This is a genomic window from Novosphingobium oxfordense (genome assembly GCF_044029435.1).
In the GTDB taxonomy this organism is placed as follows: Bacteria; Pseudomonadota; Alphaproteobacteria; order Sphingomonadales; family Sphingomonadaceae; genus Novosphingobium.
Window position 1 is genome coordinate 844,941 of sequence record NZ_CP147008.1, and the last position, 26,418, is coordinate 871,358.

The following is a 26,418-nucleotide window of genomic DNA, read 5'->3' on the forward strand; positions in this document are numbered from 1 at the left end:
CAGGCCGGGCGGGACCGGGCGTTCAGAAGGCTTCCCCGATCCCGAAATAGACCGCGCTGGAATCCTTGCCGATTGCGAAATCGAGCCGCAGGTTCGTCCCGGTTTCCTGCGATGCGCGATAGCGCAGGCCCATACCCGCGCTGGGAAGGATCGTGGTATTGCCTATATCCCCCAGACCGTTGGCGATGCCGCCGACGCCTGCGAAGAAAACCGCGCCGAACTTGCCGCCAAGGCGCTGGCGCCATTCAGCCTGCGTGGCCCACGATGCACGGTCGCGGTAGCGGCCCATCTCGTAACCGCGCAAGTCGCCGCTCTGGCCGTACATGCACAAATCGTAGAACGGGCCGCCCTTCGATACCGCGCACATCCCCCCATGGAGCGCCAGCGTGCCCGTGGACGTTACCGGGAACAGGACGTTCGCCGCCAGTTGCCACTTGTTGTAGGAAAAGTCGCTGCCCAGGTCCTTCGCGTTGAAAAGGCCGACAAGCGTGACATTCACGCCCTTGCGCGGCGCGAATTCGTTGTCCCGGCTGTCGAAGGTGATCGATGGGCCAATGCCGGAAATCTGGCTGTCGAGCAGGTTGTCGGGCAGGTTCAAGTCCGGGAAGAGCGGGTTTTCGCGTTTGATGTGCGAATTGATCTTCATGAACTGGTATCGCGGCCCGACGTAGAGATTCTTGAGCAGCCGGTACTGCCCCTGCGCCAGTACCAGCGCGCCCTTGTCCACCATGTGCACGGAAACATCCCGCGCGCCGGCCGCCGCGCCGATGCCGTAGAAATTGATGTTCACGTTGGCATAGCCGCCGAAAAGCAGGACCTTGAAGCGGTCATGGTCGAGCGCCATGCTGTGGACCAGCCCGCCGCCCCAGCTCTTGTTGCTGGTGTAGAAGCCGCCGCCGCCGGTGACCCAGGGCTGTTTCGACTGGTTGGGATTGTAGAACAGGACGCCGGCAACGGTCAGGCCCGCGCCCAATGTGGGATTGGACATCGGGATCGGCACGACAAGCAGGTCCGGCTTCATTTTCCGGGAGGCCTCCTTGCCGTCGGCTTCCGTCGTTTCTCCCTTCACCATGTTGTCGATCGCCAATGCGGTGCCGGCCGTCACGGTGTCGTTGGCGACTTGCTGGACTTGGGTCTGCTGCTGGGCGATGGCCGTGGCGGGCGCGAACGGGACGCTGGCGGCAGCGAGAGAGGCGGCGATCGTCCAGCGGGCAGGTGTCGCGCGGAAAATGCACCTTGCGCGGTTTCCCGAAGGGCTTTCGGACATGCCTGTTCCTCCTTTCACTGCCCTGCACCGTCTTCCTTTCGGTCGGAGCGGAACGAACGCCGCGCTATCGCGCCGCGTTCGAAGGCAGGTTCATTGCGAGCGGCTGGGAGACGGCACGCCGATGTAGGCAGATGACATTGAATTCGCGGGCGTTACGCTTCGAATCCAAGACAGTCATCGGCCGCTCCCGATCCCATGTTGCGCGGCAAGTGTGCAGGACCCGGCTCGGACCATGAATCGGGGTTTACCCCCGGATTCGCGTCCTTGCTTCCGAGGAGGGCAGGGGCTTCGTTCCAAAGCCCGACCTGCAATTTCGACAGGATCGTCAGGGTTCGACGATGTTGTTCCGTACGGCGTAGAGCACCAGTTCGGCCGTCGTCCGGATCTTCAGCTTGTGCATGGCCGACGCGCGATGGGTTTCGACCGTCTTCACGCTGATGTCGAGGATATGGGCGATCTGCTTGTTCAGCTTGCCCTCCGCGATCAGTTGCACGATTTCGCGTTCCCGCGCGGTAAGAACGATGCCCTTGTCGGCGCTGTGATCGCTGTCGATGAAGTGTTCCAGCAGCGTTTCCGAAATGGCGCCGGAGAAATAGGGCCTGCGCCGGGAGAGCGCCTTCACTGCCGTTACCAGATGCGTGCCGCTGTCCGACTTGAGGACATAGCCGCGCGCGCCGGCGCGCAGCACGTCGATCAGGATGCTTTCCCGATCGTGCATCGTGTAGATCAGGATCTCGGTACGCGGCAGCGCGTGCTTGATCGAGCGGGTGAGTTCCAGCCCGTTCATCAGCGGCAGCGAATAGTCGAGGATGGCGATATCCGGCTTGGTCTCGATAGCCAGTTCCAGCGCTTCCCGGCCGTCTCCCGCCTCAGCAATAATCTGGAATATGGGATGGGATTCGAGCAGGGCCCGGACACCCTGCCGCATGGCCTGATGATCGTCGGCGATCAGGATACTGCTTGTCGGCGGATGCATGAGAACCCCCTATTCCAGTTGATCTTCAGGTGGTCCGTTCTCGAATTCCGCGAGCACGGCCTGCCATCATCGCTGCGCCAACCTCCCATTCAATCGGGGTTTTCCCTAGGGAGATCAACTATCGCGGTAAAATGACCCCATGGCCAGAAAGAAATGACCTTCGGCTGATCGCGGGAAATTCAATATTCGTGCCTTTGCGTTTCTCACAGAAAATCCCGCGTTGTTACGGCAAAGAAAAAGGGTGGAGGGACAAGCCTCCACCCTTCTTTGATTCCGCTTCCCCGCCGCGGAATCAATCCACCGCCATGGCGGCAGCAGCCAGCTTTTCGAGATCGAGGTACTGTTCCTTCTCGACAGAGACGCCGACGCCGTAGATCCGGCCGTTCTTGAAGGCGCCGGGCGAGACATATTCCTCGCTGACGGCATCGCCGCTATCCCGGCCGACGCAAAGACCGTCGCCCGAAAGCGTGAACTTGCCGAGCTGGGTCTTCATGTCGCCGGAGTCCACCGCTTCGTCGTTGACGTAGAGGGTGGTCTTGCCCAGCGACTCTCCGTGCTCGCCCGCCTTCTCACGGATGAACTCCATGCCCAGCGAATATTTGCCGGGGGCGAGCTTGTCGGAAGAGAACTTCTGTTCCGGCTTGATGCCCAGGAAGTTGTAGACGTAGTGCAGCTTGCCGTCCTTGATGAACAGCGAGTGCCCGCCGAAGCGTGAGCCATGGGCGAAGATCACGCCTTCGGTGGTGTCGGTAATCTCTACATCGGCGATGATCTTGTAGTTTCGCCCACGCACGTTGACCGCCACGCCTTCCGGCACCGGCGAAGTGCCGGGATAGTAGACATAGCGTTCGCGTGGCGCTTCGGTGGAGGGCCGTTCGATGCCCAGCACTTCCGCTGCGCTGCGATCGTCGAGCGGGAGAACGTTGTTGGCGTCCGCCTCCTCGAACCAGGCCTTGATCAGGGCTTGCAGCTTTTCGGGATGCTGCGCGGCAAGGTCGATCGATTCCGAGCGGTCCTCATCGACATTGTAGAGTTCCCAGTCGTCCTGATCGAAATGGCCCTTGCCGGTAAGCGGGGCGTGGATCGAAGCGGCCTTCCAGCCATCTTCCCAGATGCCGCGCGTGCCCAGCATCGCATAGTACTGGCGCTTCTTGCGCGTCGCGCCGTCCGCTTCGAAGCTGTACTTCATCGACACACCGGACAGCGGGTGTTGCTTCACGCCCCGATAGGTATCGGGCATCTCGATACCGATGCATTCCAGCAGCGTGGGCACCAGATCCACCGCATGATGGTACTGGTTGCGCACTTCTCCCTTGGCCTTGATGCCCTTCGGCCAGGAAATGATCATCGGACAGGCGGTGCCGCCGGCGTATTCCGAATAGCGCTTGAACATCTTGTACGGCGCCGAAAACGCGGCCGCCCAGCCAGTGGGATAGTGGTTGTAGGTTTCCGGCCCGCCCAGCACGTCGAGATACTTGAGGTTTTCCTCGACCGAATCCGGGTAGTTGTTGAAGAACTTGTTCTCGTTGACGGAGCCGTTGGGGCCGCCTTCGCCTGAAGCGCCATTGTCCGAGCAGTAGAGGACGATGGTGTTGTCCAACTGACCGCTCTGTTCCAGATAGTCGATCAGCCGGCCCACCTGCACATCGGTATATTCGGACATGCCGGCATAGACTTCCGCCATGCGCGAGAAGAGGCGCTTCTCTTCGGCGTTCAGTTCGTCCCATGGGCGGACATAATCGCCCGGATTGGCTTGATCCTCACGCACCGGGTTGAAGTCTTCCAGCTTGGTGCCGGCGGGAAGCAGGCCCTTTTCGATCATCCGGGGCACGACCCACTTGCGATAGGCGTCGTACCCGTCGTCGAACTTGCCCTTGTACTTGTCCGCATATTCCTTGGGCGCATGGTGCGGCGCGTGGTTGGCGCCGGGGCAAAGCCAGGTGAACCACGGCTTGGACGGGTTGCTGGCCTTCTGGTCGCGGATCATCTGCATGGCCTGATCGACCAGATCGCGCGAGAGGTGATAGCCGTCTTCGGGCATATAGGGCTGGTCGATGAACTTGTTGTCCTCGACAAGGTCGGGGTACCAGTTGTTGGTCTCTCCGCCGAGGAAGCCGTAATAGCGGTCGAACCCCTTTTGCAGCGGCCATTCCGACTTCGGCCCGCCCGAACAGATGTCCTGCTCCGGCACGTTGTGGTCCTTGCCCAGCCAGAAGGTGCTATAGCCGTTGTCCTGCAGCATCTGGCCGATCGACATGCAGTTTTCCGGCACACGCCCGCTCCAGCCGGGGAAGCCGTTCGACGCTTCGGTAATGCACGACATGCCGTTCAGGTGATGATTGCGGCCGGTCAGGAAGCAGGAACGGGTGGGCGAACACAGCGCGGTGGTGTGCCACTGCGTGTAGATCAGCCCGTTGTCTGCCAGCTTTTGCAGCGTCGGCATGTTGATGGCGCCGCCATAAGGCTGCCATGCGGCCTGGCCGGTGTCGTCATAGAGGATGATCAGGACGTTCGGCGCGTCCTTCGGCGCCGACGGGGGCAGGAATGGCGCCCAGTCAGCTTTCGAATCGCGAATGTCGAGCTTGATGACGCCTTTGAATTCCTTCTGGGCCACTGCCAGTCTCCCTCGGATCGAAGTCGAGCCCCGCCGGTGGCCGCGCGGAACGCGCGCACCACGCGGAATGGGTGTGACGCGCCGTTCTGGACATTCGGGGGCTCGGTCGGCACGTCACCCGCAACGGAGTATCGCAACGGCCGGTGGACACTATCGGGAGTCCCCCGGGGGACGGGGGGCATATTTCCTGATGCCGGCATCGGGATGTCGGCAATCGCATGGCCCGCATGGTCGGGCGTGCTCTGGCGGGCCCAGCAAAAAGGCCGGAATTCCGCCGCAACCGGGCCATGCCGTGACGGCGATCCGGGAAGTTTCCTGCCGATACTGCGGTAATTGCCCATGGCCGGGCGCGCCGCATGGGGGCGAGTCTTACCGGAAGCGGGCCGAATGGCCGCTGACGGAGAATAGGGCATGAGGGAAATTCGGGTTTTCGGCGCGTCTCTGCTGGTGGCGGCGGCGATCTGCGGCGGGGCTTTCAATGGGGAAGCGCTGGCACAGGAGACGGAAACGCCGCCCAGTGTCGCCAGCGGCGACGCGCAGGGGAGCGCTTCCGAGGGGCAGGCCCTGGCCGACAAGCTGGCCAATCCGGTTTCCAATCTGATTTCCGTGCCGCTCCAGTCCAACTACGATTGCTGCTACGGCCCGCGCGATGGGGACCGCTATACGCTGAATATCCAGCCGGTGATCCCGTTCGGGATCGGCAAGGACTGGAACGTGATCACCCGCACGATCGTGCCGTTCATCAGCCAGGGCGAGACCGTGGCCGGGGAGGGCGGCGATACCGGCTTCGGCGATATCACCCAGAGCTTCTTCTTCTCGCCCAAGGAATCGAAGAACGGCATCGTCTGGGGTGTCGGGCCGGCCATCCTCTGGCCCACCGGGGCCAATGCCTTCAGCACCCGGAAATTCGGCGCGGGGCCGACGGCGGTTCTGCTGCGACAGAAGCACGGGCTGACCCTGGGCATCCTCGCGAACCATATCTGGTCCTTCGCGGGCAAGTCTTCCTATCCCGATATCAGCCAGACGTTCCTGCAGCCGTTCATTTCGAAGACCCTGCCCGATTCCACCAGCTTCACCTTCAACACCGAGACGAGCTACGACTGGACAGCGAAGGAGTGGACCGTTCCGCTCAACCTGACGGTCAGCCACATCGTGAAGTTCGGCAAGCAGCCGGTCAGCCTGGGCGTCGGCGCGCGCTATTATGCGGAGCGGCCGCGGCTGGGGCCCGAATGGGGCGCGCGGTTCGTGATGACTTTTCTGTTTCCCGAGTAAGCGCCGCGTCAATGGGTAGCGGGGGGCGAAAACAGAGGGTCAATTCCACGGGAACTCGGAAGAATTCCGGATGGGTCAGCAACGCCGGCGGGAGGATAACCGCACGATGTCGGGCGCCGTGGGCCCTGGCTGGCTGACCCAGGTAGGAGAGACACCAATGGCACGTTCCGCCTCAATCGGTTTGGCAGCGCTGGGCCTGGCGCTGTGTTGTCCGGCAATTGCGCATGCCCAGACTGCTTCGGATGCGGCCGCTTCGGACGCTTCCAACCCCATCGATCCGGCGGCGATGCAGGCGATGGACAAGATGAGCGCGGCGCTGATGACGCTGAACGCGTTCCGGATCGACGCCGATGTCACCACCGAACAGGTGCTGATGACCGGCCAGAAAGTGCAGTTCGGCGGAACCCTGCAAATCCTTGCGAGACGGCCGGATGCCTTCAGGATCGTCGCCGATTCCGACCTGCAACGGCGCGAAATGTTTTATGACGGCAAGACTTTCACGATCTTCGCGCCCCGGCTGGGCTATTACGCCAGCTTTCCCGCCCCTCCCTCCATCGGGCTGACCATCGACAAGGCGCGGACAGACTTCGGTATCGAGCTGCCGCTGGCCGATCTGTTCACCTGGGGCACCGACCAGACGCTGCGTTCGCGCGTGCAGGAAGCCATGATCGTCCGGCCTGAAACCATCAATGGCAACAAGTGCACGCACTACGCCTTCCGGCAGGCCAAAGTGGATTGGCAGCTATGGGTGGCGGACAACGGCCTGCCGCTGCCCTGCAAGATCGTGATCACCAGCAAGGAGGATCCGGCGATGCCGCAGTACGCCGCCGTGCTCCGCTGGGACACGCAGACGCCGCCAAGCGCGGCCGACCTGGCATTCACGCCGCCGGCGGACGCCCACCGTATCACCATGGCGGACCTTTCGGCCGCCAAGGGCAAGGGAGATGGACAATGAGCGGAATCGTCAGCGCACCCTTGGTGCTTGTGGCCGGGCTGGTGCTGGGCATCGACGGCCTTCATGTGGCGCCGGAGATGACCACCGTTCCCCTGTCCGTCGCGGACAGCAGCGCACACATGGGCGCACCCCCGCGTGGCGGTGGCAATCGCGGCGGCGGCGGGGCCCGGACGGCGTCGCGTCCTCCTGCCCGCGCGGGCGGGGGCGTACATCCCCAGGCGGCCGGCGGCCGTCCGGCCGTGCGCAGCGGCGCGGCCAGCAACATCAATCACAACGGCAACGCCAATGTGAACCGCAACGTAAACCGGAATGTGAACCGCAACGTGAACGTCGATGTCCACAACGACTATCACGGTGGCGGCTATCACGGCGGTTGGGACGATTGGGACGATCACTATCACCCGGTCGCGACGGCTGCCGCGGTCACGGCGACGGCCGTGGTGATCGGTTCGATCGTCAGGAGCATCCCGCCCAGTTGCAGCACGGTGGTGGTCAACGGGGTAAGCTATTCGCAATGCGGCAGCACTTGGTACCAACCTCAGTATTCCGGCTCCTCGGTTCAGTACGTGGTGGTCAATCCGCCGCGCTGAGCGATGGCTGATGGGATATCGACAGGGCCCGGTCACCCGCCGGGCCCTGTCAGCAGTTCCGGAGGATACCCGCGATGACTCTTGCCGATATTCTCAAGCTGCTGCTCATGCTGAGCATCGTGGCCATGGTCTTCGCGCTGGCGCTTCGGGCGAAGGCCAGTGACGCGTTCTACTTCGTCACGCACTGGCAGTTGGGGCTGCGGGCGTTCGTGTCGATGTATGTGGTGGTGCCGGCGGTGGCGATCGCCATGGCGCGATTGCTGGATCTGAACCCGGCGGTGAAAGTGGCGATGGTGGCGATCGCCTTTTCGCCGCTGCCGCCGATTCTTCCCGGCAAGCAGATGAAGGCCGGTGGCCGCGCCTGCTACGTAACGGGGCTGCTGGTCGGCGCCACCGTTGTCTCGATCGTGGTCACGCCGCTCGGGCTGTCGCTTGCCGGAAGGTTCTTCGGCATCGATGCCGGGATTTCCGCCAAGCAGGTCGCCACCACGCTGGGCATCACGATCCTGATGCCGCTGTTGGGGGGCCTTGGTGGCGCAGCCTTCCTGGGGGACAGCGCCGCTGCCACCATAAGCCGCGTTCTCAGCAAGGTGGCGACGGTAACGCTGGTCGTCGCGGCGCTGGTGCTGCTGGTGAAGATGACCCCGGCGATGATCGACGTGTTGGGGCAGGGAACCTTGCTTGCCCTGCTGGTCATGAGCGTGGCGGGGCTGGCGGCCGGCTATATCCTTGCCGGCAGCGACAGGGGCGACAAGGTCACGCTGTCGCTGGCTTCGGCAACGCGGCATCCCGGCATTGCCCTGGCCATCGCCTTGCAGAACTTTTCGGCGACCGAGCTGGCGCCGGCGGCCATCGTGCTGGGCCTGCTGGTCTCGCTGGTGATCTCGGTGCCCTACATGCAGCTGATGAAGCGCCAGGCGATCACCGGGCAGGTCTGAAGCAGGACTGGATTGGCATGAGCCCGTTCTGCCCGGCCTCCCTCAGCGGAAGGCCGGGCAGAAGGCGTTTCAGAACTGGGCCTGCACTACCAGCGCGGGGCCGTGCAGCTTGTAGCGCACGCGGCCGTCCCATTCGTCCTTGTCGACACCCAGGCGGTAGTAGACATAGCGGTAGACAGCGCCGAGCGAGATGTTCTTCACCACCGCATAGCTGGCGCCGGCCTGCGCGTTGACAAGCTCTCCGTCATACTGGTCGATCTTCAGCGACAGATAGTCGACCCGCGCATTCAGGTTGAGGCGCGGTGCCACGTTGTAGGTGCCGAACACGCCCAGCGTGGGTAGCGGCGCCAGCACGTCCTTGCGCCGGGTGGACACTTGCGTGGCCTGCGCGCTGCCCCTGCCCTGGGCCGCGATGCCCATGTCGAAATTGGTCACATGGATACCGATGGCGGCGCCCAGTTCCAGCGACTTGTTCTGGACGATCGCGTAGCCGACCGTGAGGCGATAGATATCGCTGTCGAACGTGCTTCTGACCGCAGCGCTAAGCGGAAAGGTTTCCCCGTCGAAATTGATCTCCCGCGCCAGGTTGACCGTGCCGGTGCGGTTGAGCCTGAAGAAGTCCGCGCCGACGATAACCCTGCCGAAGCGCGCACCCGCCGAAACCGAAGGCAGGACCTTGCTGTCGTCGAGGGCAAGGTCCTTCTCGAAATCGATGTCCGTGGCGACTTCGGTCTGCGTCTTGGTGGCGACGCGGACGTTGGTATCGATCTTGGGGAAGTAGGCGGCGGCATTGATCCAGTATTTGTTGTCCAATGTCTGGGCATGGACGGACTGGCACGACAGGATCGCCGTTGTCGAGACGATCAGGGCCAGCGCGCGCCGGGGGCGAAAAGTCGAAACCGCGTCTGAGATTCTCGCTTCCATGGGTCAGTTCCTGATCGATGCGGCCTGACGGACAGGCTGCGTTGCGGAATGCGATGTGGGAGACCGTGGCCCCGGCACGGAATGGTTCGGCTCATCGCGGCGGCCAACCCATGAACCGGCATGAGCCCGCGTCGGCCCGAAGAAGGGGACATGGAAGGCATCCGATTGCCGGAGCCATCCAGTCTTCCAATCCATTCTGAGCCAGATTGCGCGCACCGGGAGTCCGCCGAAGTCATGGGATTATGGGAGGATATGCCTGTCCCCCGGGAAGGCGTATCAGGGCAATCCCATGGATCGCCTGAGGGAAACCCCTACTCCTGGACCTGATGGCGGGCATAGGAACTATCCCGTGCCGCGCGGCGCCGCGCGGACACTCGTTCAGGCGATTCCGCAAGCGGTCCGGCCGACGGGTCAGTCCGTACCGGCGACACCTTGCGGAGTCCGCCAGCGGTCGAAAGCCGCAGGCGATTGCGAATGCATGGACCGGCTGAGCAGCTTCATCGGGAACTGGGATTCGCGGATGCCGCCGGCGGCCGGCCGATCGATGTCCATGATCAGCATCAGCGAGAGCACGACCAGCAGGTTCATGATGCAGGCGAGGTAGAAGCCGGATCGGTTGCGGATGATGTAACCGATGATCACTGCCGCGACCAGGACGTAGACGATCAGCACCCAGAACACCTCGTCCGGCACGTGTGCCGTGCGGCCGGTCTTGCGCGAGGTGTCGAGGTCGATCACCGAATTGATCGAGGACAGGAACGTGCTCGACATATCGAGGTGCTTGATGCTGTCGAACCCGGCAAGCGCGGCGGCCCAGATGTCGTTGATCGTGGCGTCGTTCAGCGCCAGTTCCGCCCGCATTTCGGTGGGGCTGGGCGATCCGGCCAGGAGAATGCGATTGTCGGTATAGCGGATCAGCAGTGCGCTCAGGCGTGCGCGGTTTGGCGGCGGCAACACCTGCGTTTGCAGGTAGGCGGTGCCGATGGCGTTGGCCTCTTCCAGAACCAGGCCGCGGCGGGTCTCGAAGCGATCGACCGCGAGCGCGAAGGTGAAGCCCAGCAGCAGCGCCAGCAGGCCTAGCACCGCCGGCACGATCGCGCCGTTCACATCGTCGTCGGATGCATCGTTCCCCGGGGTGGAGGCCCGGCGCGCTTCGAGGTGGCGTCCGATCCGCATGCCCACCCAGGTCAGCAGAGTCACGAGCAGGAGCAGCGCGATTCCCAGCGGGATGATGGGGATCGTGAAGAGCGTGCTGGGAGCGTCCATCATTGGCGTTTCTCCTGAACGGCTTTGTGGTTCCTTGTCTTCCGCAAGGGGGCCTTCATCATCAATCGTTGCCCGCTTCGCGACGTGGCAGCGGGCCCTAGACCAGTCGCGTCGCGATCGCCCAGAACAGGGACACGCCCGCCACGCACATGAGCAGCGCGATCGTGAGTACGGAACGGCCGAGGCGGAATTCCCCGGTGCGGGCAACGTCGCGCAGCGTCGTCCAGTAGCTGAGCGTGCCGAGCACCATGGCCGCCGTTCCCGTCGCGGCAAGGAACATGCCGACGTGTTGCGGGCTGTCCGTCTTCGCGATCTGGTGGTTGTCCGCCAGGCCCTGGAGGAACTTGTAGATCGTGAACCCGAAGCTCAACATGGAGAGAGAGGTCCTGATCCACGCCATCAGCGTGCGATCGGCGGCCAGAACCGTTCGGGTCGCGCCAAGGTCGCTGGGCAGGACGGGCGGCCTTATCGGGTGATGATGGGCTGCTGTCATTGGCGGACTTGCCTCCATCGCTGAGCGGGTTGAAGCGTTTCAGGCACCGGTGGCAATGGGGGCGGCGGCTGCGGCCGCGTCCGCACGCTCCTGCATAGCTCGATCGCGCAATCCCTCCAGATCGCGGTCGAGGAAGAAATTCAGGAAAGTCCGCAGCACAGCGACGGCGGCCAGCTTGCCGATATCGTCCCACGAAGGGGCGATGGTGGTTTCCACGATATCGGCGGCGAGCTGGAATGACAGGCCTGCCACCAGCCACCGGGCCAGCGAGAGCCACACGGGGCGCAGCTGATCCTCGGAAGCGTGGAACAGCAGCAGCCGAGACAGGCCGATCGCCGCCTGGACCGAGCCGATGCCGATGGCCAGGATTGCGAGCAGGTTGACGACCATGGCCACGTATTCGGCAAGCTGGTGCAGGGCATCATGCATCGCGCGGGTCCTTCTTCGTGCTTCCCACGCGGAAAGTCTGGTTCCTGGCGATGGCCTTGCCCATCGGGAGAAACCCCGGAAATGTCCGGCTCGCTTCCGGGGGGCATGGAACGGCTGGACTGCCGGTCCGTTTCAATCCCGCGCCGGGAGCATCGCCCGCCTGTCGTTCGATCCGGAGAATGATGCCATGTCCAAGTCCTTCACGGCTTTCGCCAACTTCGTCGCCGGGGCTGCCGGCAAGGCGCAGACATTCATCCTTGCCCTTGCCGTCGTAGTGATCTGGGCGGTTTCCGGGCCTGTCTTCAAATGGTCGGACACCTGGCAACTGGTGATCAACACCGGGACAACGATCGTCACCTTCCTGATGGTCTTCCTGATCCAGAACAGCCAGAACCGCGATGCCGCTGCCTTCCAGGCCAAGCTGGACGAACTGCTGCGCGCGCTGGACGAGGCACGCAACAGCTTCATCGGCATCGAGCATCGCAGCGCCGAGGAAATCGACACGTTGCGCGCGGCGCTGGAGGAGGAAACCGGGCAGGTGGAGGAAGAGACCCATCGCGCCCATGCCAGCGTAAGCCGTCTGCTCGACCGCTATTGAACGGAAAAGGCGCCGAGGCCGGCGCCTTTTCCCGCACGGGAAGATCCGTTGGTGGCGATCAGTCCCGCAGGTTCCGCAAGGCTTCCGGTTCGGCGCGGAAGCTGATCGCCAGCCGATTGTAGGTGTTCATCAGCCCGATCGCGAGCGTAAGATCGGCCAGTTGCTTCTCGTCGAAGACTTGCGCGGCGGCTTCGTAGGCGGTGTCCGGCACATGGGTTTCGGAAACCCGCGTCACCGTTTCCGCCCAGGCCAGCGCGGCCCGTTCCTGCGCGTCGAACAGCGCGCCGCTCTCTGCCCAGACCGGCACCAGCACCAGCTTCTCCACCTCCATGCCATCCTTGATGAGGTCACGGCTGTGCATGTCGATGCAATAGGCGCAGCCGTTGATCTGGCTGACGCGCAGATAGACCAGGTCCACCAATGCCTTCGGCAGTCCGCTGGTCATGATGTAGCCGTAGAGGCCGCCCAGCGCCTTCATGCCGTTTGCCGCTGCCCGGTTGTAATCCATGCGCATTTTTCGTCTCCCGTATCGGGGTGAGCGCGGCGCCCTTTTGGGGGGCGCCGCACGGACCTGCTCAGATGTTGTCCTGCTCAGATATTGCTCATGCCGCCGTCGATGATCAGTTCGCTGCCGACGGTGTAGCGGCTTTCGTCCGATGCCAGGTGGACGATTGCCTCGGCGATTTCATTGGGTTCGCCGAAGCGGCCTGCCGGGATCGCGCCGATCAGGTAGTCCTTCATTCCCGCGAGATCACTGTCGGACAGGCCCAGCTTGCCGTAGATCGGCGTCGAAACCGGGCCGGGGCTGACGACGTTGGCCCGGATGCCGCGCGCGATCAGCTCGCCCGACAGGGTGCGGGCCAGCGAGATCAGGGCCGCCTTGGTGGCCGCGTAGACGATCGAGTTGGGCTTGCCGAGCCGGGCGTTGATCGATCCGTTGAGCACGATCGAGGCGGGATTGGCGAACAGCGGCAGCAGCGCCTGCACCAGGAACAGCGGGCCCTTCACATTGACCGCGAACGAACGATCGAAACCGGCTTCATCCCAGGCTTCCAGCGGGCGGAAGTCCGCCACGCCGGCATTCACGAACAGAGTGTCCAACCGGCCGAATTCGGTGCGGATGGCCTCCGCGATCGCGGCCTGGCCGGCAACGTCGCCGGCATCGGCGCGGATGGTGAGCACATCGCCCAGTTCGGCCTTGGCGGCGGCCAGCTTTTCCTCGCTGGTGCCGGTGATGGCGACCTTGGCGCCTTCCTCGATGAAGCGCTTGGCGGTGGCGAGGCCGATACCGCTGGTGCCGCCGGTGATGAGTGCGAACTTGTTGGCAAGACGGGTCATTTCAAAGCTCCTTGGTTGGGGCCGGCGTCCATCGCGTCGGCGACAGGTATCGATCTATGCCCGAAACGATCCTTGATCGATGGGCAGAAAATGGGGCATTCATTCAGGAAAGCTGAAGGATGAAATCATGGACCGTTTGCGTGCGTTCGAGGTGTTTGCCGCCGTCGTCTCGCGCGGCGGCTTCGCGCGGGCCGCCGATGCGCTGGATACTTCGCCTGCCAATGTGACACGCTATGTGTCGGAGCTGGAAGGTCATCTTGGCACGCGGCTGCTCAACCGCACGTCGCGCCGGGTTTCGCTGACCGAGGCGGGCGAAGCACTTTACGAACGCGCCCGCGCCATCCTGGATGACGTTGCCGAGGCGGAGGCCGCCACCACCGCCAGCGCAGCCGCAGCGCAAGGACGGCTGCGGATCAATGCGCCGCTGGTCTTCGGCATCCGCCATCTGGCGCCGCTCTGGCCGCGATTCATGGCGCTGCATCCCAATGTGGAACTGGACATTGCGCTGACGGACCGCGTGGTCGACATCGTCGAGGAAGGCTACGACCTTGGCATCCGCATCTCGCGCGGGGGATCACAAAGCTATGTGTCCCGCAAGCTCGCGACCTCGCGCAACATCCTCTGCGCCTCCCCGACTTACCTCGCCAAGCATGGCGTGCCGGACCATCCTGCCGCACTGGCCGATCACGGCTGCGTCCTCTACGGTTACGCCCCAGAGCCGGACGTCTGGACCTTTCTTGACAGCACCGGCAGCGAAACGCGCGTTCGCGTCGGCACCCGCCTGCGCACGAACAGCGGCGATACCGCCCGCGCCGTGGCGCTGGCCGGAGAGGCGATCACCTGGCAGCCCAGCTTCCTGATCGGGGAGGACCTGCGTGCCGGCACACTGGTCCCGCTCCTGCCCGATTGGCGGCTGCCGGATATCGACATCCTCGCCCTCTATGCCAGCCGGCGGCACTTGTCGGCCAAAGTGCGGCTCATGGTCGATTTCCTCGCGGATGCGTTTCGCGGTACGCCGCCTTGGGAGAGCGGTATCTAAGCTGGGCCGAGCCGTGCGCTATTGCACCGGTGCAGGTTGTCCTTCGTGCACCCCCAGTTCGGCGAGCAGTTGTCCGCGCAGTGCATCGAACGCTTCGCCGCCGGCCGCGCGAGGGCGGGGCAGGGTGATCCGCCGGTCATAAGCGATGCGGCCGTTGCGCAGAACCAGCACGCGGTCGGCCAGCAGCAGTGCTTCTTCCACATCATGGGTGACAAGCAGCGTGGCGGGCGAATGCGTCTGGCAGAGCGCGCCGATCAGGCGCTGCATGCGCAGGCGGGTCAGTGCGTCCAGCGCGGCGAAAGGTTCGTCCAGCAACAGCAGGCGCGGCTTTCGCACCAGCGCGCGGGCCAGCGCGGCGCGTTGCGCTTCGCCTCCGGAAAGCGTTGCCGGCCAGGCATCGGCGCGGTGGTCCAGCCCGACTTCGGCAAGGGCCTCTGCCGCGACGTGACGCGCGGCGGCGCGGCCGGACAGGCCGGTGACGACATTCTTCCAGACTTTCCGGGTCTGGATCAGGCGTGGCTCCTGAAACACCACGGTGCGCGCCTCCGGCACCCAGGCCTCGCCCTCATCCGGCGCGTCAAGCCCGGCAAGGATGCGCAGCAAAGTGGTCTTGCCGCTGCCCGATGCGCCCAGAAGGGCAACGAATTCGCCGGGCCGGATCGACAGGTCCACCCCGTCCAGCACCGGGCGCCCATGGAACCGGCGGGTCACGCCCTGAACGGCGACGGCCTGCGGGCGGCCCTCGAAACTGTCCGGCTCCCGCGCGGCCGGCGGGGCGGCGGCGAACAGCGGATGGATGGACGCGGAAGGGTGGGAAGGCGCGGAATGCAGCATCATACGTCTCCTAGGGTCAGGACCTATTGATCACGCCTGCGAGGCATTGGAATGGCGAACAGATCGGACTGAAGTGGCTGCCGGGCGGGCTGGTTGCCCGTCCAAAGTCGCTTCGGTTCGAGATGGAAGCCATTCCAATGTCCCGAAGGGATTTGATCAAAATGGCCCATCGCCGCGTCAGGAAGTCTTGAAATATGGACATATTCCTGCACCTTCCTTCCTCGCGCTGAGCCATTTTGATTCAAACCTCGCAGCCGTGATCAATAGGTCCTGACCCTAGCGAGCGGCCAAATGGGCGCGCCACGGCATGAGCAGTCTTTCAAGCAAGCGAACGAACAGGTCGGCCCCAAGGCCGAGAACGGCATAAATGAAGATGCAGACCAGGATCACGTCGACCTGCTGGTAGACTTGCGCGGTGTTCAGCAGATAGCCGAGGCCGGCTTGCGCATTGATCGTCTCGGCCGCGATCAGCATGAGCAGGGAGACGCCCAGCGAAAAGCGCAGACCGGTAAGGATCGAGGGAAGGGCGAGCGGCAGCACCACTTCGCGGATCAGGCGCGGGCCTTTCAGGCCGAACGTGCGCGATGCCTCCACCACCTTGCGATCGACATTGCGCACGCCGGAATACGTGTTGAGGTACATGGGAAACAGGGTGGCGAGGCCGATCAGCAGCAGCTTGGGTGTTTCATCCACCCCGAACCAGACGATGAACAGCGGCACCAATGCCAGTGGCGGGGCCGTGCGCATCATCTGCAGCGTGGCGTCGAACAGTTCCTCTCCCAACCGCGTCAGCCCGGCGATCACGCCCAGCAGCAACCCCAGCGACACACCGAACGCGGCCCCCGCAAAGGCGCGGGTGAGCGAGACGAGGATCTGGTGGAGAAGGTCCTGCTCGGTCCACAGATGCCGGGTCGTGGCGATCAGCAGGCGCGGGGAGGGCAGGACCGAGGGATCGACCAGTCCCAATCCGGTAGTCCCGGCCCAGAGGGCGAGCACGAGCAGCGGCCCGATCGCCCGGCGCGCCAGCGAAAGCCGTCCGGGCTTGTCCTCGCTCGTGCGAACGGCGGGGCGAACCAGCGGACCGGGATCGAAGAAGGGGGCGTTCATCGGCTGGTCTCCACGGTGCCGATCAGCTTGTCGAAGCGATGGTCGAACAGTTTCGAGGCATCGAGGCGCTGGCGGATCAGGCCGAACTTGTGGAACAGGTCCGCCTCCTGCTGGTGGCCGGCGACGATCGAGGCGTCGATCGCGGTATAGCCGATCGGCGTGCGGCGCAGGATCTGCCCGGCCAGTTGCGGTGTGACGTTGTAGGCCTTGGCGGAGAACTGCGCCGCCTTGTCGACATTCTCACGCTGCCACTTCACCGAACGGGCGGCGCGCTGCACGAAGTCTGCAATCAGCGCGGCGCGCTTGGGATCGGCCAGCGCCGCCTCCGACGCGACGAGATAACCGTAGCCGGGCGTAATCGGTGCACCGCCATAGGCCAGCACGCGCAGCTTTCCGGCATCGATCCCTTGGGTCAGCATCGGTTCGGCGGCGGTGAAGGCGTCGACCGTGCCGCTGTCCAGCACCGCCGTGCTGATGCCGGACAGTTTGACCGGCGTGATGTCCTTGAACGTCAGCCCCGCCTGATCGAGCAGCCGCGCGACCAGGTATTGAGAAATCGTGCCCGGCGCGTAGCCGATCCGCTTGCCTTTCAGATCAGCCACCGAATGGATCGATGAGTGGGCGCCCACTACCAGCGCGATGTTGGAGGTGCCCGGCTTCAACCCCTTGCTGACCGCCACCACCCGCACCGGGCTGCCTGCCGCCTGCGCGAAGACCATCGGCGTTTCCGCCATCCAGCCCAAGTCCACCGATCCCCCCGTTTCCGCCGCGACGACGGCAGGGCCGCCCAGGAAGTTGGACCACTGGATGCGATAGTCCTTGGGCTGGCCTTCGCCGGCTGCGTTCACCGCCGATTGCAGGGTGTGAAGCTGGTCCGCCACACGCAGGGTCGGCTCGGCATCCTGCTTGGATCCATGGCAGGCGGCCAGCAGGGCGGCGGGGATGAGGGCAAGGATGATAGGGCGGGGGCTGATCACGGATGCGGCGCCTCGTTTGGGTCGGGAAGGTATCGGATTCAGCGCTGCGGGCGGTCGCCTTGGGCGACGATGCGCACCAGTTGGCGCTGGGCATGGCCGTAATCGGCAACGCCGTAGTGCTGGACCGATCGGTTGTCCCAGATCGCCAGCGATCCGGGCCGCCACTTGAACCGCACGATGTTTTCCGGGCGGTAGAACTGGTGCGTCAGATAGCGCAGCAGTTCCCGGCTCTCGTCTTCCGGCAGGCCCACCAGCTCCTTGGTGAAACCCTCGTTGACGTAGAGCACCTTGCGACCGTTGAAGGGATGGGTGATGACCACCGGATGGGCCGTGCCGCTATATTCGGCAAGGTAGTCCGCCAGTTCCTTCTCGTCATCGATCAGTTGGTAGGCCTTGCCATTGGGCCGGTGAATGGCGTCCAACCCCTCGACCTTGCGCTTCATCTCCTCGGACAGCGCTTCATAGGCGGAGATGCCACTGGAAAAGGCCGTATCGCCGCCCAGGTCGGGCGCGATCACGCTGCGCAGGATCGATACCTGATAGGGTGTTTCCAGATACGTCGCGTCCGCGTGCCAGGGCGTTCCGTAATAGCCGTTGGAATAGGGGCCGGTGTTGAAAGGAATGATATCCTCATCCTTCACGCCCTTTCGTTTGGCGATGCTGTCGGCCACCGGCGGGCCGAACACGCGGCCGATTTCCGCCTGCTTGGCATCGTCTATGCCGGTATCGCGGAAGAACAGCACCTGATGCTGCCACAAGAGGTTGCGCAGAAGGTCGGCCAGTTCGCCGGTAATCGGCCCGGCAAGGTCGAGCCCGCGGATCTCGGCGCCAAGATTGGCTTCCACGCGGATCACTTCGAACGGGGGGATAGAGGTCCGTTCGGCAGCATGCTCAGCGGGGCGGGGGGCATGGGTGACGGCATTCATCGCACAATCTCCTCGTCAGCCGCGGCAAGGCGAAGCGCCGCGGTATCGAAAATTACGGGATGGAGTGCTGTCGTTGACGACCTGCACGGACGGGTTTCAAATCCCTTGGGACGAAACCGCAGAGAGGCGGACGGATCACGCGCTCAACATTGTCAACCATAACGGTGGACAATGTTCTGTCAATCGGATTCCGTCTGGCGGCGTAGTGATTGCTCCGGCATCGTCGTATCTGGTGCACCGGTCGTCGCTGGCTTGCCAAAAGCAGCCCGTCGGAGGGTTTTCACGCTTCGTCACGGTCGCGACATCATTCTCAACCAAAATGGTTGATAAATAGCGCGTGATGCGGATAGGCTTGAAGGCATGAATCAAATTCCCCCCAGGATAGAGCCCGAGCGTCCCCCTGAAGACTTGCCCGTCGCCGTCGTCGGTGCCGGGTTCAGCGGTACCCTGCTGACCATCAACCTGATCCGCCAGGGCGTGCCGGTGGTGTTGATAGAGCGCAACCACGCGCAGCTCGCCAAGGGACTCGCCTTCGGCACCAAGGGGCCGGAGCATCTGCTGAACGTGCGCGCCGCCAATATGAGCGCTTTTCCCGACGATCAGGCCAATTTCCTGCGCTGGATCGGCCAGAGCGGAGAGGAGCAGGCCAATCGCTTCGTGCCGCGCCTCAGCTACGGCCTCTACTTGCGCGAACTTTTGATCAAGGCGCTGGCCGACGCCGGCCCGAAGGCGCAGATCGTCAGTGCCGAGGCGCTCTCGGCTCGTTTCGAGACCGGGCAGGTGACCGTGGAACTGGACGACGGCAGCGAGATCGTTGCGCGTTCGCTGGTTCTGGCGCTGGGCAATTTCCCGCCGGCGCCGCATCCGGTGCTGGCTGCCTTGCCGGAAGACCGCTGCTTCGCCGATCCGTGGAACCCACGCGCCGTGGCCGACGCGGGCTCGCTCGACCACGTGCTGCTGATCGGCACCGGCCTGACCGCAGCGGACATGATCCTCTCACTGGACAAGGCCGGGTTCAAGGGACGGATCACCGCCCTGTCGCGGCGCGGGCTGAAGCCGCATGCCCATGCAGAAACGGGCCCGGTGGTCGACTACGTGCCCGCGCCCGATGCGCGCGGATCGGCGCTGGTCCGGCAGATTCGAGAGCGCGCAAAGGCGATCGGCTGGCGCGCGGCGGTGGACGAGCAGCGGCCGCATACCCAGAACCTCTGGCGCCGGCACGATGCCGCCGCTCAGCGCCGTTTCCTGCGGCATCTGCGGCCCTATTGGGACGTTCACCGGCACCGCTTGGCTCCCGACGTTGCGAAGCGGCTGGGGGAGTTACAAGCGGAAGGGCGGCTGGAATTCGTTGCCGGCAAGCTGGTGGAAGCCGAAGCGGGGCAGGACGGGGTTGCCGTGCTCTATCGCCCGCGCGGCGAGGAGCGATTGGAGCGGCTGGAGGTGTGCCGGATCATCAATTGCACCGGCCCCGAGGGCGATCTTCTGCGTAGCGGCGTGCCACTGGTGAAGGACTTGCTCGCACAGGGCCGGGTTCGGCCGGACCAGCATCGGCTGGGGCTGGATGTCGAGCATCTCGGCCGTGTGCGTGATGCGCATGGGCGGCCGCAGGACACCCTCTTTGCGGTCGGCCCGGTGACCAAGGGCGAGGCGTGGGAGATCGTGGCCGTGCCAGATATCCGGCGGCAGGTTTGGAATCTCGCGCGCTATCTTGCGGATGCGCACTGGGTTGGCGGCGAGGGGCTCTAAGCGGCCTTCTTTCCGCTATGTTTGAACCGGCCAGCTAACCAGTCAGCCAGTCAGTCAGTCAGCCAAACAACCAACCCCGTCATCCCCCCGAAGGCGGGGATCCCGCTTTTCTTGCGTTCAAACGAGAGCTTGCAAATGAAAGCGGGGCCCCCGCCTTCGCGGGGGCGACGGAGTGGTCGATTGATGTCTGATTAGAAGTGGCAGGGCTGGCGGGGTGCAAATCCCCACCAGCCCCAACAATCAGAAGTCCTTGCGCAGCAGAATGCCCGCATAGCGCTTGTCGTCACGCGGAACGTAGCGGACGATGCCGGCCAAGGTGCCGTTGGCAAGGTAGTTGGAATAGCTCTGGTTCGTGATGTTCTTCACGAAACCGCGCAGCTGCCAGTCGCCGGTGGTGCCGATCAGCGCCACGCTGGCGTTCCACACATAGTAGCCCGGCTGGATCGTGCCCGGCGTCTCGGTCAGCTGGTACTGCGTGCGGCTCTTCAGCGTGATGTCGGACTGCACTTCCAGGTCCAGCGCGTTCGACAGCGCGAAGCGATAGGCCGCGTTGCTGTAGAGCTTCCACTTCGGCGCGAAGGGCAGCACTTGTCCGTCGATGTCGCAGCTGGCCGGCGCACCCGCCGGGCAGATGAAGTGGATCACCTTGGCGTCGGTATAGGCGACCGAGGTGTCGAGCGAGAGGCCCGGGATCGGGCGAAGGCCGAAGTCGAACTCCACGCCCTTGGTCTGCACCGTGCCTGCGTTGATCAGGCGGGTGACCTGCGCGCCGCCGACAACGTCGTTGTAGTTGGCCTGATAGTTGTGGAACTTGGTGGAGTAGACCGCCAGCGCATAAGTGATCTTGTGGCTCAGCGCCGATCCCTTGATGCCGCCTTCGAACGAGTCCGAGGTTTCCGGCTTCAGCGCGATTTCGTCCAGCGGCGTCGTCGCGTTGAGCGAGCGCATGTTGAAGTACGCGTTGTAGGCCGGGCCCTTGTAGCCGCGCGAATACGTGAAATAGGCCTGGTTGTTGGTCAGGAAGTCCGCCTGAATGCCGCCGCGATAGGAATCGCCGCGCGTGGAGGTCGATCCTGCCGAATTGTGGTAGGCGCGGATGCCCGCGACATCGAGCGAGGTCGCGCCCGAATTGGTCGGGTCGTTGGTCGACGTGCGGACGTGGTAGTAGCTCAGATCGTCCCAGGTGGAACGATAGCCGGCAATCGCGCGCAGCCACGACGTGAAGTTGATATTGGCTTCGCCGAACACGGCGTAGTTATCGCTGGTGACACCGTAGTTCGCCACGCCCGTCACGACATTCTGAGCGCCCGAGATCAGGCGGGTGAGCGTGCGGGTATAGACCTCATCCGTCTTGGCGTGGAGGTAGTAGGCGCCCACGACATAGTCGATGAACTTGCCCTTGGGCGAAGTCAGCCGCAGTTCCTGCGAGAACTGGTGGTTGTCGACCGTGCCGTAATCGTCACCCTGCGGGAAGGTGGCGGAAAGCTGCGACAGCGCGTCATAGTCCTGGTGCTGGCGGTTCTTCCACTCACGATAGGCGGTAATCGAGGTGACGGTGTAGTCGCCGATGCCCCATTCGGCGGTCAGCGATCCGCCATAGTTCTTGTCGCGCACGTCGGTGTCGAAATTGGTGCTGACCTGGCGGTTTTCCGGGCCGGCGGTGATGCCCTGGCTGGTCAGGAAAGAGGCCAGCGCCGGCGACTGGGTGACCGCGCCGGTGGGGTAGGCGATCTGGCTGGTGCTGGCATAGACGCCGCTGGGCGTGGTGTCGTGCGAATGCAGATAATCGCCCGAGAGGGTGAACTTCAGCGTATCGGTCGCCTGCGCCTGGATCTTGCCGCGCACGCCGTAGCGTTCGTAGCCGTTGACCTGGTTGTCGGTGTAGACGTTGCGCACGTTGCCGTCATAGTTGGCATAGAGCCCGTCGATCCGGGCCGAAATGCCGGGGGCGATGCCGCCCGTGACGCCCGCCTTGATGCGGTATTCCTCGTCCGTGGTGGCGGTGCCTTCGGCATAGGCGTGGAACTGCTGCGAAGGCGCGGCGGTGACGATGCTGATGACGCCGGCCGAGGCGTTCTTGCCGAACAGCGTGCCCTGCGGGCCGCGCAGCACTTCGATGCGCTCCACTTCGCCCACGTCCAGCGTGGCCTGGCCCGGGCGGGTCAGCACGACGCCGTCTAGCACGGTGGAGACCGACGATTCGACGCCGGGCGAGGTGCTGATCGTGCCGACGCCGCGAATGAACACGGTGCGGTCCTTGTTAGACGCGCCATTGCGGAAGTCGATCGAGGGAACGGTGTTGGAGAGATCCTGCAGCGTGTGGATCGCGCGGTCGTTGAGCGACTGGCCGCTGACGGCGGTGATGGCGATCGGCACCTGCTGCAGCGATTCATCGCGGTAGCGCGCGGTGACGACGATCTCGCCGGTCTGCGGCGCGGTGTCGGCGGCGGGCGCCTCATCGGCGAAGGCGGCCGCCGGGAAAAGGACCGCAGAGGCCAGCAGCAGGGTGCGGGCGGCGCGGAGCGGGGTCGTGGTCATTATGGTCTCCCTTGAACCGGGCGGACCATACTCAACCGTTTTAGTTGAGAAAGATAGTTTTCCTTTAGTCGCCCTATGCGGAAGGCGAAGTGAGCGGTTCGGCCGGTACGATCCGGGGCATCGTGAGTTGGATCCAGCCCAGCGCCAGCAGGTACGAGACGGAGGCGAAGGCGAAGAGCGGGCCGTAACCGAGCCCGGCGGCGAGCACGAGACCGGCAATCTTGCTGATCGCGGTGCCGCCCAGATTTCCGCAGAACGCGCCGAACCCGGTCACGCGGCCCACTTTGTGGCGCGGCGTCACGTCGGCGATCAGGCCGAACAGGTTGGTCGAAAAGCCCTGATGCCCGGCCAGCGTCAGCGCCATCAGGCCCACCGCCGCCCAATATTCGTGGGCGTAAAGCGCCAGCGGCACCGGCAATACGCAAAGCGCAGAGATCAACATCAGCGTCTTGCGCGTGCGATTGGCGGTCCAGCCCTTCGCCAGAAGGCGGTTGGCCGCATAGCCGGAGAGCAGCGAGCCGGCGGCTGACCCGCAATAGGCCAGTGCCAGCGGCGGGCCGAGGTCGGTGCCGGAAAGGCCGAATTGCCGGTGGAAATAGTCCGGCATCCAGAACAGCATCAGCCACCAGGTCGCGTCCGACAGGACCTTGGCCAGCGCGATCGTCCAGGTGCGGCCTTCCTTGAGGAACAGCTTGTCGCCGGAGACCAGATTGCCGGGAAGGGCGGGCTGGCGATCGTCGAAATCCACCTCGCGCGATGCGGCAAGCCAGGCCAGCACCCAGAGCAGGCCCACTACGCCCGCCAGTACGAACGCCGCGCGCCAACCCCAGACGGCGGCCACCAGCGGGATGGCCAGCGGTGCCAGGATCGCGCCGATGGAGTTCATCATGTTGGTGAGGCCGAAGCCCAGCGAGCGCAGATTGGGCGGGAAGATCGTGGCGATGGTCTTCACGCCGGCGGGCGTACCCATCGATTCCGTCGCGCCCAGGCCAATGCGGCAGAGCACGAACTGGCTGAAACTGCTGGCCCAGCCATGCGTCATCGCCGCCAGCGACCATGCCGCGACACCCGCCGCGTTCGCCCACTTCGCGCCCAGCCGGTCCACCAGCCAGCCTGCCGCCAGGAAGCCGAAGGCAGCGCCTGCCTGAAACCAGGCGGCCAGAGTGCCATAGTCGTCGTCACTCCAGCCCAGATCTGCGGCGATCGTCGGCTTCAGCACCGAGATGATCTGGCGGTCCACCAGATTGAGCACGCCTGCGGTGAGCGCGAGCGTGAAAAGCAGCCAGCGGCGACGGGGAGAAAGGTTCATGTGCGGCGAGCCGTGGCTTTGCGAGGGATCGACATCATGGACTTTCTGTTCTGAACTGGTGGTCTAGGAGTGGAGGGGGCTATTGTGTGGGCAACGCAAGAATGCGCAGCCTCGAATTTCCCTCTCCAGATCAACCCGTCATCCCCGCGAAGGCGGGGATCCCGCTGGTTCTTCGATCCGCAGCGCTGCGGCTCAGGAAAAGCGGGGCCCCCGCCTACGCGGGGGCGACGAGGTATTGTGTGGAGGGCGCTTGGGAGCGGTATCGAACGAATCCCGATCCCAATCGCTCAGATCACAGAACCAGCGGCCCGTGATCGATCCGGGGCAGCACATGCCGCGCGAACAGATCGGCCTCGCGCGCATGGGGGTAGCCGGAGAGGATGAAGGCATCGATCCCCGCCTCACGATAGGCCTGGAGCTTGGCCAGCACCTGATCCGGATCGCCGACGATCGCCGCGCCGCAGCCGGAGCGGGCACGGCCGATGCCGGTCCACAGGTTGTCCTCGGCATAGCCGTCATCGCTGGCGGTTTCGCGCAGCGCGGCCTGCGCCTGCACGCCGACCGACTGGGAATCGAGCGAACGCGCGCGGATCGCGGCGCCCTCTGCCGCGTCGAGGCGGGAGAGCAGGCGGTTGGCCGCATCGCGGGCATCGCCCTCGGTCTCGCGCACGATGACGTGGACGCGGTAGCCGAAGCGGAGCGTCCGGCCGTATTTCGCCGCGCGGGCGCGCATGTCGGCGATGGTTTCCTTCACCGCCTCCATGCGGTCCGGCCACATCAGATAGACGTCGCAACCCTTGGCGGCCACTTCGCGGGCAGGTTCCGACAGGCCGCCGAAGTAGAGCGGCGGGCACTTCGACCCCGGCGCGATCAGGCGCGGAGCGTCGAGCTTGAGGTTCCAGAACCGCCCCTGATGATCGAGCGGCTGGCCCGAAAGCAGCGTCCGCAGGATCTCGATCGCCTCGGTGGTGCGCTCGTATCGGGCGCCGCCGTCAAGGGTCTCGCCCGGCATCTCGCTGGAGATGATGTTGATGTTCAGACGGCCGCCCAGAATCTGGTCGATCGTGGCGATCTGCCGCGCCAGCTGCGCCGGCCACATCTCTCCGATGCGCACCGCCATCAGCAGCTTGATACGGCGGATTTGCGTGGCGATGGCGGCGGCAAATGCGGTGGTGTCGATGCCCAGTGCATAGCCGGAAGGCAGCAGCACGTTGTCGAAACCGCCTTCCTCGGCCGTGGTCACGATGTTGCGGCAATGCTCCCAGCTGGAGCGCAGCATCGGGTCCGGCTGGCCAAGGAATTCGTAGTCATCGTCGCACAGCGCCGAAAACCAGCTGACTTCGCAGGGTTGCAGCGCGGTCACGGCAGGCGTTCCCCGCGCGCGGTTTCCAGCACCTTGTACCACTCGTGCGCGGTCCACTGGACCTTCAGTGCGTCGCGCGAGGCCAGGATGCGACCGGGCGTCTGCGAACCGACGATGGGAATCGCGCGCGACGGATGCGCCATGATCCAGGACAGCGCGGCGGCGGCCGTATCGGCGCCATAGCGCTCGCCCTGTTCGGCCAGCAGCTTGGCGATCGGATCGCGCCATGCGGAAACGAGGCGACCGCCAGCCAGCGGCGACCAGGCCAGCACCGCCACGTCATGCGCCATCGCCTGATCCAGCGTGCCGTCATAAAGCGGCGCGTAACGCGCGGCCGAGAATTCGGGCTGGGTGGAAACGATGGGGAAGGGCAGGAAAGCCTGCAACGCGTCGAACTCGGCAGGGCTGTAGTTGGAAACGCCGATCGCCTTGACCTTGCCGCTCTCCACCATGGCAGCGAGGGTTGCGGCCACGTCGCGCGGATGGGCCAGGAAGTCGCGGCGGTGAATCTGGTAAAGCTCGACCGAGGGCAGGCCCAGGCGTTCGAGCGAGGCATCCAGCGCCTTGTTCAGATAGGCCGGGCTCGAATCGTAAGGCACGCCCAGCACGATTCCGCCCTTGGTGGCGATCACCATCCGCTCACGCAGGTCCGGGCGCTGAGCCAGTGCCTTGCCCAGCAGCAGTTCCGCGCCGCCGAAGCCCAGCGCGGCATCGCAGCCGTAGATGTCCGCCGTGTCGAACAGAGTGATGCCGGCTTCCAGTGCCGCTTCGATACGGGCAACGATTGCACCGATATCGTCGTTGCCGTCGGCTCGGGCGAGCCGCCACATGCCCCAAGCGATCGGGAAAACGGAAATTCCACTCTTGCCGAGCGGGACGGATTGGGTCGATAGGGGGAGGGTCATATTCTCAACCAATA

General features: G+C 64.4%; 24 protein-coding genes. 7 read left to right on the forward strand and 17 right to left on the reverse strand.

The window, feature by feature from the left end; genetic code table 11:
- Window positions 1-22: 22 nt before the first annotated feature.
- The 3 genes from WBP07_RS26550 to WBP07_RS26560 form a co-directional block, all read right to left on the reverse strand.
- The gene (locus tag WBP07_RS26550) at window positions 23-1,267 is read right to left on the reverse strand and encodes a BamA/TamA family outer membrane protein (RefSeq protein WP_395398077.1); all 1,245 of its coding nucleotides are present in this window, start codon (window positions 1,265-1,267) and stop codon (window positions 23-25) included.
- Window positions 1,268-1,592: 325 nt separating this feature from the next.
- The gene (locus tag WBP07_RS26555; RefSeq protein ID WP_395398078.1) at window positions 1,593-2,243 is read right to left on the reverse strand and encodes a response regulator; all 651 of its coding nucleotides are present in this window, start codon (window positions 2,241-2,243) and stop codon (window positions 1,593-1,595) included.
- A gap of 292 nt (window positions 2,244-2,535) precedes the next feature.
- Window positions 2,536-4,857, reverse strand: coding sequence for an arylsulfatase (locus WBP07_RS26560; RefSeq protein ID WP_395398079.1), 2,322 nt, complete (start codon window positions 4,855-4,857; stop codon window positions 2,536-2,538).
- Window positions 4,858-5,268: 411 nt separating this feature from the next.
- On the opposite strand from WBP07_RS26560, the gene WBP07_RS26565 reads away from it, so the two are divergent.
- From WBP07_RS26565 to WBP07_RS26580, 4 genes are all read left to right on the forward strand, one after another.
- Window positions 5,269-6,129: a hypothetical protein gene (locus WBP07_RS26565; protein WP_395398080.1), complete on the forward strand. Its 861-nt coding sequence runs from the start codon at window positions 5,269-5,271 to the stop codon at window positions 6,127-6,129.
- 157 nt (window positions 6,130-6,286) lie between these two features.
- Window positions 6,287-7,084, forward strand: coding sequence for a DUF2092 domain-containing protein (locus WBP07_RS26570; RefSeq protein ID WP_395398081.1), 798 nt, complete (start codon window positions 6,287-6,289; stop codon window positions 7,082-7,084).
- A complete protein-coding gene (locus tag WBP07_RS26575) occupies window positions 7,081-7,674 on the forward strand; it encodes a hypothetical protein (protein WP_395398082.1) in 594 nt (197 codons plus the stop codon). Before WBP07_RS26570 ends, WBP07_RS26575 begins: the two co-directional genes overlap by 4 nt.
- Window positions 7,675-7,748: 74 nt before the next feature.
- The gene (locus tag WBP07_RS26580) at window positions 7,749-8,612 is read left to right on the forward strand and encodes a hypothetical protein (protein ID WP_395398083.1); all 864 of its coding nucleotides are present in this window, start codon (window positions 7,749-7,751) and stop codon (window positions 8,610-8,612) included.
- 69 nt (window positions 8,613-8,681) lie between these two features.
- On the opposite strand, the gene WBP07_RS26585 is transcribed toward WBP07_RS26580, so the two are convergent.
- From WBP07_RS26585 to WBP07_RS26600, 4 genes are all read right to left on the reverse strand, one after another.
- Entirely contained in the window at window positions 8,682-9,536 is an 855-nt protein-coding gene (locus WBP07_RS26585) for a hypothetical protein (protein ID WP_395398084.1), read from the reverse strand.
- Window positions 9,537-9,947: 411 nt separating this feature from the next.
- Window positions 9,948-10,805, reverse strand: a complete 858-nt coding sequence (locus WBP07_RS26590) for a hypothetical protein (RefSeq protein ID WP_395398085.1) — start codon at window positions 10,803-10,805, stop codon at window positions 9,948-9,950.
- Window positions 10,806-10,899: 94 nt separating this feature from the next.
- Window positions 10,900-11,295: a YidH family protein gene (locus WBP07_RS26595; protein WP_395398086.1), complete on the reverse strand. Its 396-nt coding sequence runs from the start codon at window positions 11,293-11,295 to the stop codon at window positions 10,900-10,902.
- Between the two features lie 39 nt (window positions 11,296-11,334).
- Window positions 11,335-11,724, reverse strand: a complete 390-nt coding sequence (locus WBP07_RS26600) for a DUF1622 domain-containing protein (RefSeq protein WP_395398087.1) — start codon at window positions 11,722-11,724, stop codon at window positions 11,335-11,337.
- A 187-nt stretch (window positions 11,725-11,911) separates the two neighbouring features.
- Between WBP07_RS26600 and WBP07_RS26605 the strand changes: the two genes are divergently transcribed.
- The gene (locus WBP07_RS26605) at window positions 11,912-12,322 is read left to right on the forward strand and encodes a low affinity iron permease family protein (protein ID WP_395398088.1); all 411 of its coding nucleotides are present in this window, start codon (window positions 11,912-11,914) and stop codon (window positions 12,320-12,322) included.
- Between the two features lie 58 nt (window positions 12,323-12,380).
- Here WBP07_RS26605 and WBP07_RS26610 read toward each other — a convergent pair whose 3' ends face one another.
- Window positions 12,381-12,836 carry a carboxymuconolactone decarboxylase family protein gene (locus WBP07_RS26610; RefSeq protein ID WP_395398089.1) on the reverse strand — a complete coding sequence of 152 codons (456 nt, stop codon included), beginning with the start codon at window positions 12,834-12,836 and terminating at the stop codon, window positions 12,381-12,383.
- A 77-nt stretch (window positions 12,837-12,913) separates the two neighbouring features.
- A complete protein-coding gene (locus tag WBP07_RS26615; protein ID WP_395398090.1) occupies window positions 12,914-13,660 on the reverse strand; it encodes an SDR family oxidoreductase in 747 nt (248 codons plus the stop codon).
- Window positions 13,661-13,787: 127 nt separating this feature from the next.
- Between WBP07_RS26615 and WBP07_RS26620 the strand changes: the two genes are divergently transcribed.
- A complete protein-coding gene (locus tag WBP07_RS26620) occupies window positions 13,788-14,699 on the forward strand; it encodes a LysR family transcriptional regulator (protein ID WP_395398091.1) in 912 nt (303 codons plus the stop codon).
- Window positions 14,700-14,717: 18 nt separating this feature from the next.
- Here the strand turns inward: WBP07_RS26620 and WBP07_RS26625 are convergent, their stop codons facing one another.
- The 4 genes from WBP07_RS26625 to WBP07_RS26640 form a co-directional block, all read right to left on the reverse strand.
- Window positions 14,718-15,536, reverse strand: a complete 819-nt coding sequence (locus WBP07_RS26625) for an ABC transporter ATP-binding protein (RefSeq protein WP_395398092.1) — start codon at window positions 15,534-15,536, stop codon at window positions 14,718-14,720.
- Between the two features lie 273 nt (window positions 15,537-15,809).
- Window positions 15,810-16,640 carry an ABC transporter permease gene (locus tag WBP07_RS26630; RefSeq protein WP_395398093.1) on the reverse strand — a complete coding sequence of 277 codons (831 nt, stop codon included), beginning with the start codon at window positions 16,638-16,640 and terminating at the stop codon, window positions 15,810-15,812.
- Entirely contained in the window at window positions 16,637-17,617 is a 981-nt protein-coding gene (locus tag WBP07_RS26635; protein ID WP_395398094.1) for an ABC transporter substrate-binding protein, read from the reverse strand. The genes WBP07_RS26630 and WBP07_RS26635 overlap by 4 nt, the downstream gene beginning before the upstream one ends.
- Window positions 17,618-17,655: 38 nt before the next feature.
- Window positions 17,656-18,543: a TauD/TfdA dioxygenase family protein gene (locus WBP07_RS26640; protein ID WP_395398095.1), complete on the reverse strand. Its 888-nt coding sequence runs from the start codon at window positions 18,541-18,543 to the stop codon at window positions 17,656-17,658.
- A gap of 360 nt (window positions 18,544-18,903) precedes the next feature.
- Here WBP07_RS26640 and WBP07_RS26645 point away from each other — a divergent pair, with 360 nt between their 5' ends.
- Window positions 18,904-20,289 carry an FAD/NAD(P)-binding protein gene (locus WBP07_RS26645; protein ID WP_395398096.1) on the forward strand — a complete coding sequence of 462 codons (1,386 nt, stop codon included), beginning with the start codon at window positions 18,904-18,906 and terminating at the stop codon, window positions 20,287-20,289.
- A gap of 240 nt (window positions 20,290-20,529) precedes the next feature.
- Here the strand turns inward: WBP07_RS26645 and WBP07_RS26650 are convergent, their stop codons facing one another.
- From WBP07_RS26650 to WBP07_RS26665, 4 genes are all read right to left on the reverse strand, one after another.
- A complete protein-coding gene (locus WBP07_RS26650; protein WP_395398097.1) occupies window positions 20,530-22,827 on the reverse strand; it encodes a TonB-dependent receptor in 2,298 nt (765 codons plus the stop codon).
- A gap of 73 nt (window positions 22,828-22,900) precedes the next feature.
- Complete coding sequence (locus tag WBP07_RS26655; RefSeq protein ID WP_395398098.1) at window positions 22,901-24,136, reverse strand: MFS transporter; 1,236 nt, start codon at window positions 24,134-24,136, stop codon at window positions 22,901-22,903.
- Window positions 24,137-24,428: 292 nt separating this feature from the next.
- A complete protein-coding gene (locus tag WBP07_RS26660) occupies window positions 24,429-25,499 on the reverse strand; it encodes an LLM class flavin-dependent oxidoreductase (RefSeq protein WP_395398099.1) in 1,071 nt (356 codons plus the stop codon).
- Window positions 25,496-26,404 (reverse strand): aldo/keto reductase family oxidoreductase, encoded by a 909-nt coding sequence (locus tag WBP07_RS26665; protein ID WP_395398100.1) that lies wholly within the window; start codon window positions 26,402-26,404, stop codon window positions 25,496-25,498. Before WBP07_RS26665 ends, WBP07_RS26660 begins: the two co-directional genes overlap by 4 nt.
- Window positions 26,405-26,418 lie beyond the last annotated feature (14 nt).

What these genes read in the sequence shown, in the direction of transcription:
- WBP07_RS26550 (WP_395398077.1), bottom strand. Translation starts at nt 1,267, where the DNA reads ATGTCCGAAAGCCCTTCGGGAAACCGCGCAAGGTGCATTTTCCGCGCG.
- WBP07_RS26555 (WP_395398078.1), bottom strand. Translation starts at nt 2,243, where the DNA reads ATGCATCCGCCGACAAGCAGTATCCTGATCGCCGACGATCATCAGGCC.
- WBP07_RS26565 (WP_395398080.1), top strand. Translation starts at nt 5,269, where the DNA reads ATGAGGGAAATTCGGGTTTTCGGCGCGTCTCTGCTGGTGGCGGCGGCG.
- WBP07_RS26570 (WP_395398081.1), top strand. Translation starts at nt 6,287, where the DNA reads ATGGCACGTTCCGCCTCAATCGGTTTGGCAGCGCTGGGCCTGGCGCTG.
- WBP07_RS26575 (WP_395398082.1), top strand. Translation starts at nt 7,081, where the DNA reads ATGAGCGGAATCGTCAGCGCACCCTTGGTGCTTGTGGCCGGGCTGGTG.
- WBP07_RS26580 (WP_395398083.1), top strand. Translation starts at nt 7,749, where the DNA reads ATGACTCTTGCCGATATTCTCAAGCTGCTGCTCATGCTGAGCATCGTG.
- WBP07_RS26585 (WP_395398084.1), bottom strand. Translation starts at nt 9,536, where the DNA reads ATGGAAGCGAGAATCTCAGACGCGGTTTCGACTTTTCGCCCCCGGCGC.
- WBP07_RS26590 (WP_395398085.1), bottom strand. Translation starts at nt 10,805, where the DNA reads ATGATGGACGCTCCCAGCACGCTCTTCACGATCCCCATCATCCCGCTG.
- WBP07_RS26595 (WP_395398086.1), bottom strand. Translation starts at nt 11,295, where the DNA reads ATGACAGCAGCCCATCATCACCCGATAAGGCCGCCCGTCCTGCCCAGC.
- WBP07_RS26600 (WP_395398087.1), bottom strand. Translation starts at nt 11,724, where the DNA reads ATGCATGATGCCCTGCACCAGCTTGCCGAATACGTGGCCATGGTCGTC.
- WBP07_RS26605 (WP_395398088.1), top strand. Translation starts at nt 11,912, where the DNA reads ATGTCCAAGTCCTTCACGGCTTTCGCCAACTTCGTCGCCGGGGCTGCC.
- WBP07_RS26610 (WP_395398089.1), bottom strand. Translation starts at nt 12,836, where the DNA reads ATGCGCATGGATTACAACCGGGCAGCGGCAAACGGCATGAAGGCGCTG.
- WBP07_RS26615 (WP_395398090.1), bottom strand. Translation starts at nt 13,660, where the DNA reads ATGACCCGTCTTGCCAACAAGTTCGCACTCATCACCGGCGGCACCAGC.
- WBP07_RS26620 (WP_395398091.1), top strand. Translation starts at nt 13,788, where the DNA reads ATGGACCGTTTGCGTGCGTTCGAGGTGTTTGCCGCCGTCGTCTCGCGC.
- WBP07_RS26625 (WP_395398092.1), bottom strand. Translation starts at nt 15,536, where the DNA reads ATGATGCTGCATTCCGCGCCTTCCCACCCTTCCGCGTCCATCCATCCG.
- WBP07_RS26630 (WP_395398093.1), bottom strand. Translation starts at nt 16,640, where the DNA reads ATGAACGCCCCCTTCTTCGATCCCGGTCCGCTGGTTCGCCCCGCCGTT.
- WBP07_RS26640 (WP_395398095.1), bottom strand. Translation starts at nt 18,543, where the DNA reads ATGAATGCCGTCACCCATGCCCCCCGCCCCGCTGAGCATGCTGCCGAA.
- WBP07_RS26645 (WP_395398096.1), top strand. Translation starts at nt 18,904, where the DNA reads ATGAATCAAATTCCCCCCAGGATAGAGCCCGAGCGTCCCCCTGAAGAC.
- WBP07_RS26650 (WP_395398097.1), bottom strand. Translation starts at nt 22,827, where the DNA reads ATGACCACGACCCCGCTCCGCGCCGCCCGCACCCTGCTGCTGGCCTCT.
- WBP07_RS26655 (WP_395398098.1), bottom strand. Translation starts at nt 24,136, where the DNA reads ATGAACCTTTCTCCCCGTCGCCGCTGGCTGCTTTTCACGCTCGCGCTC.
- WBP07_RS26665 (WP_395398100.1), bottom strand. Translation starts at nt 26,404, where the DNA reads ATGACCCTCCCCCTATCGACCCAATCCGTCCCGCTCGGCAAGAGTGGA.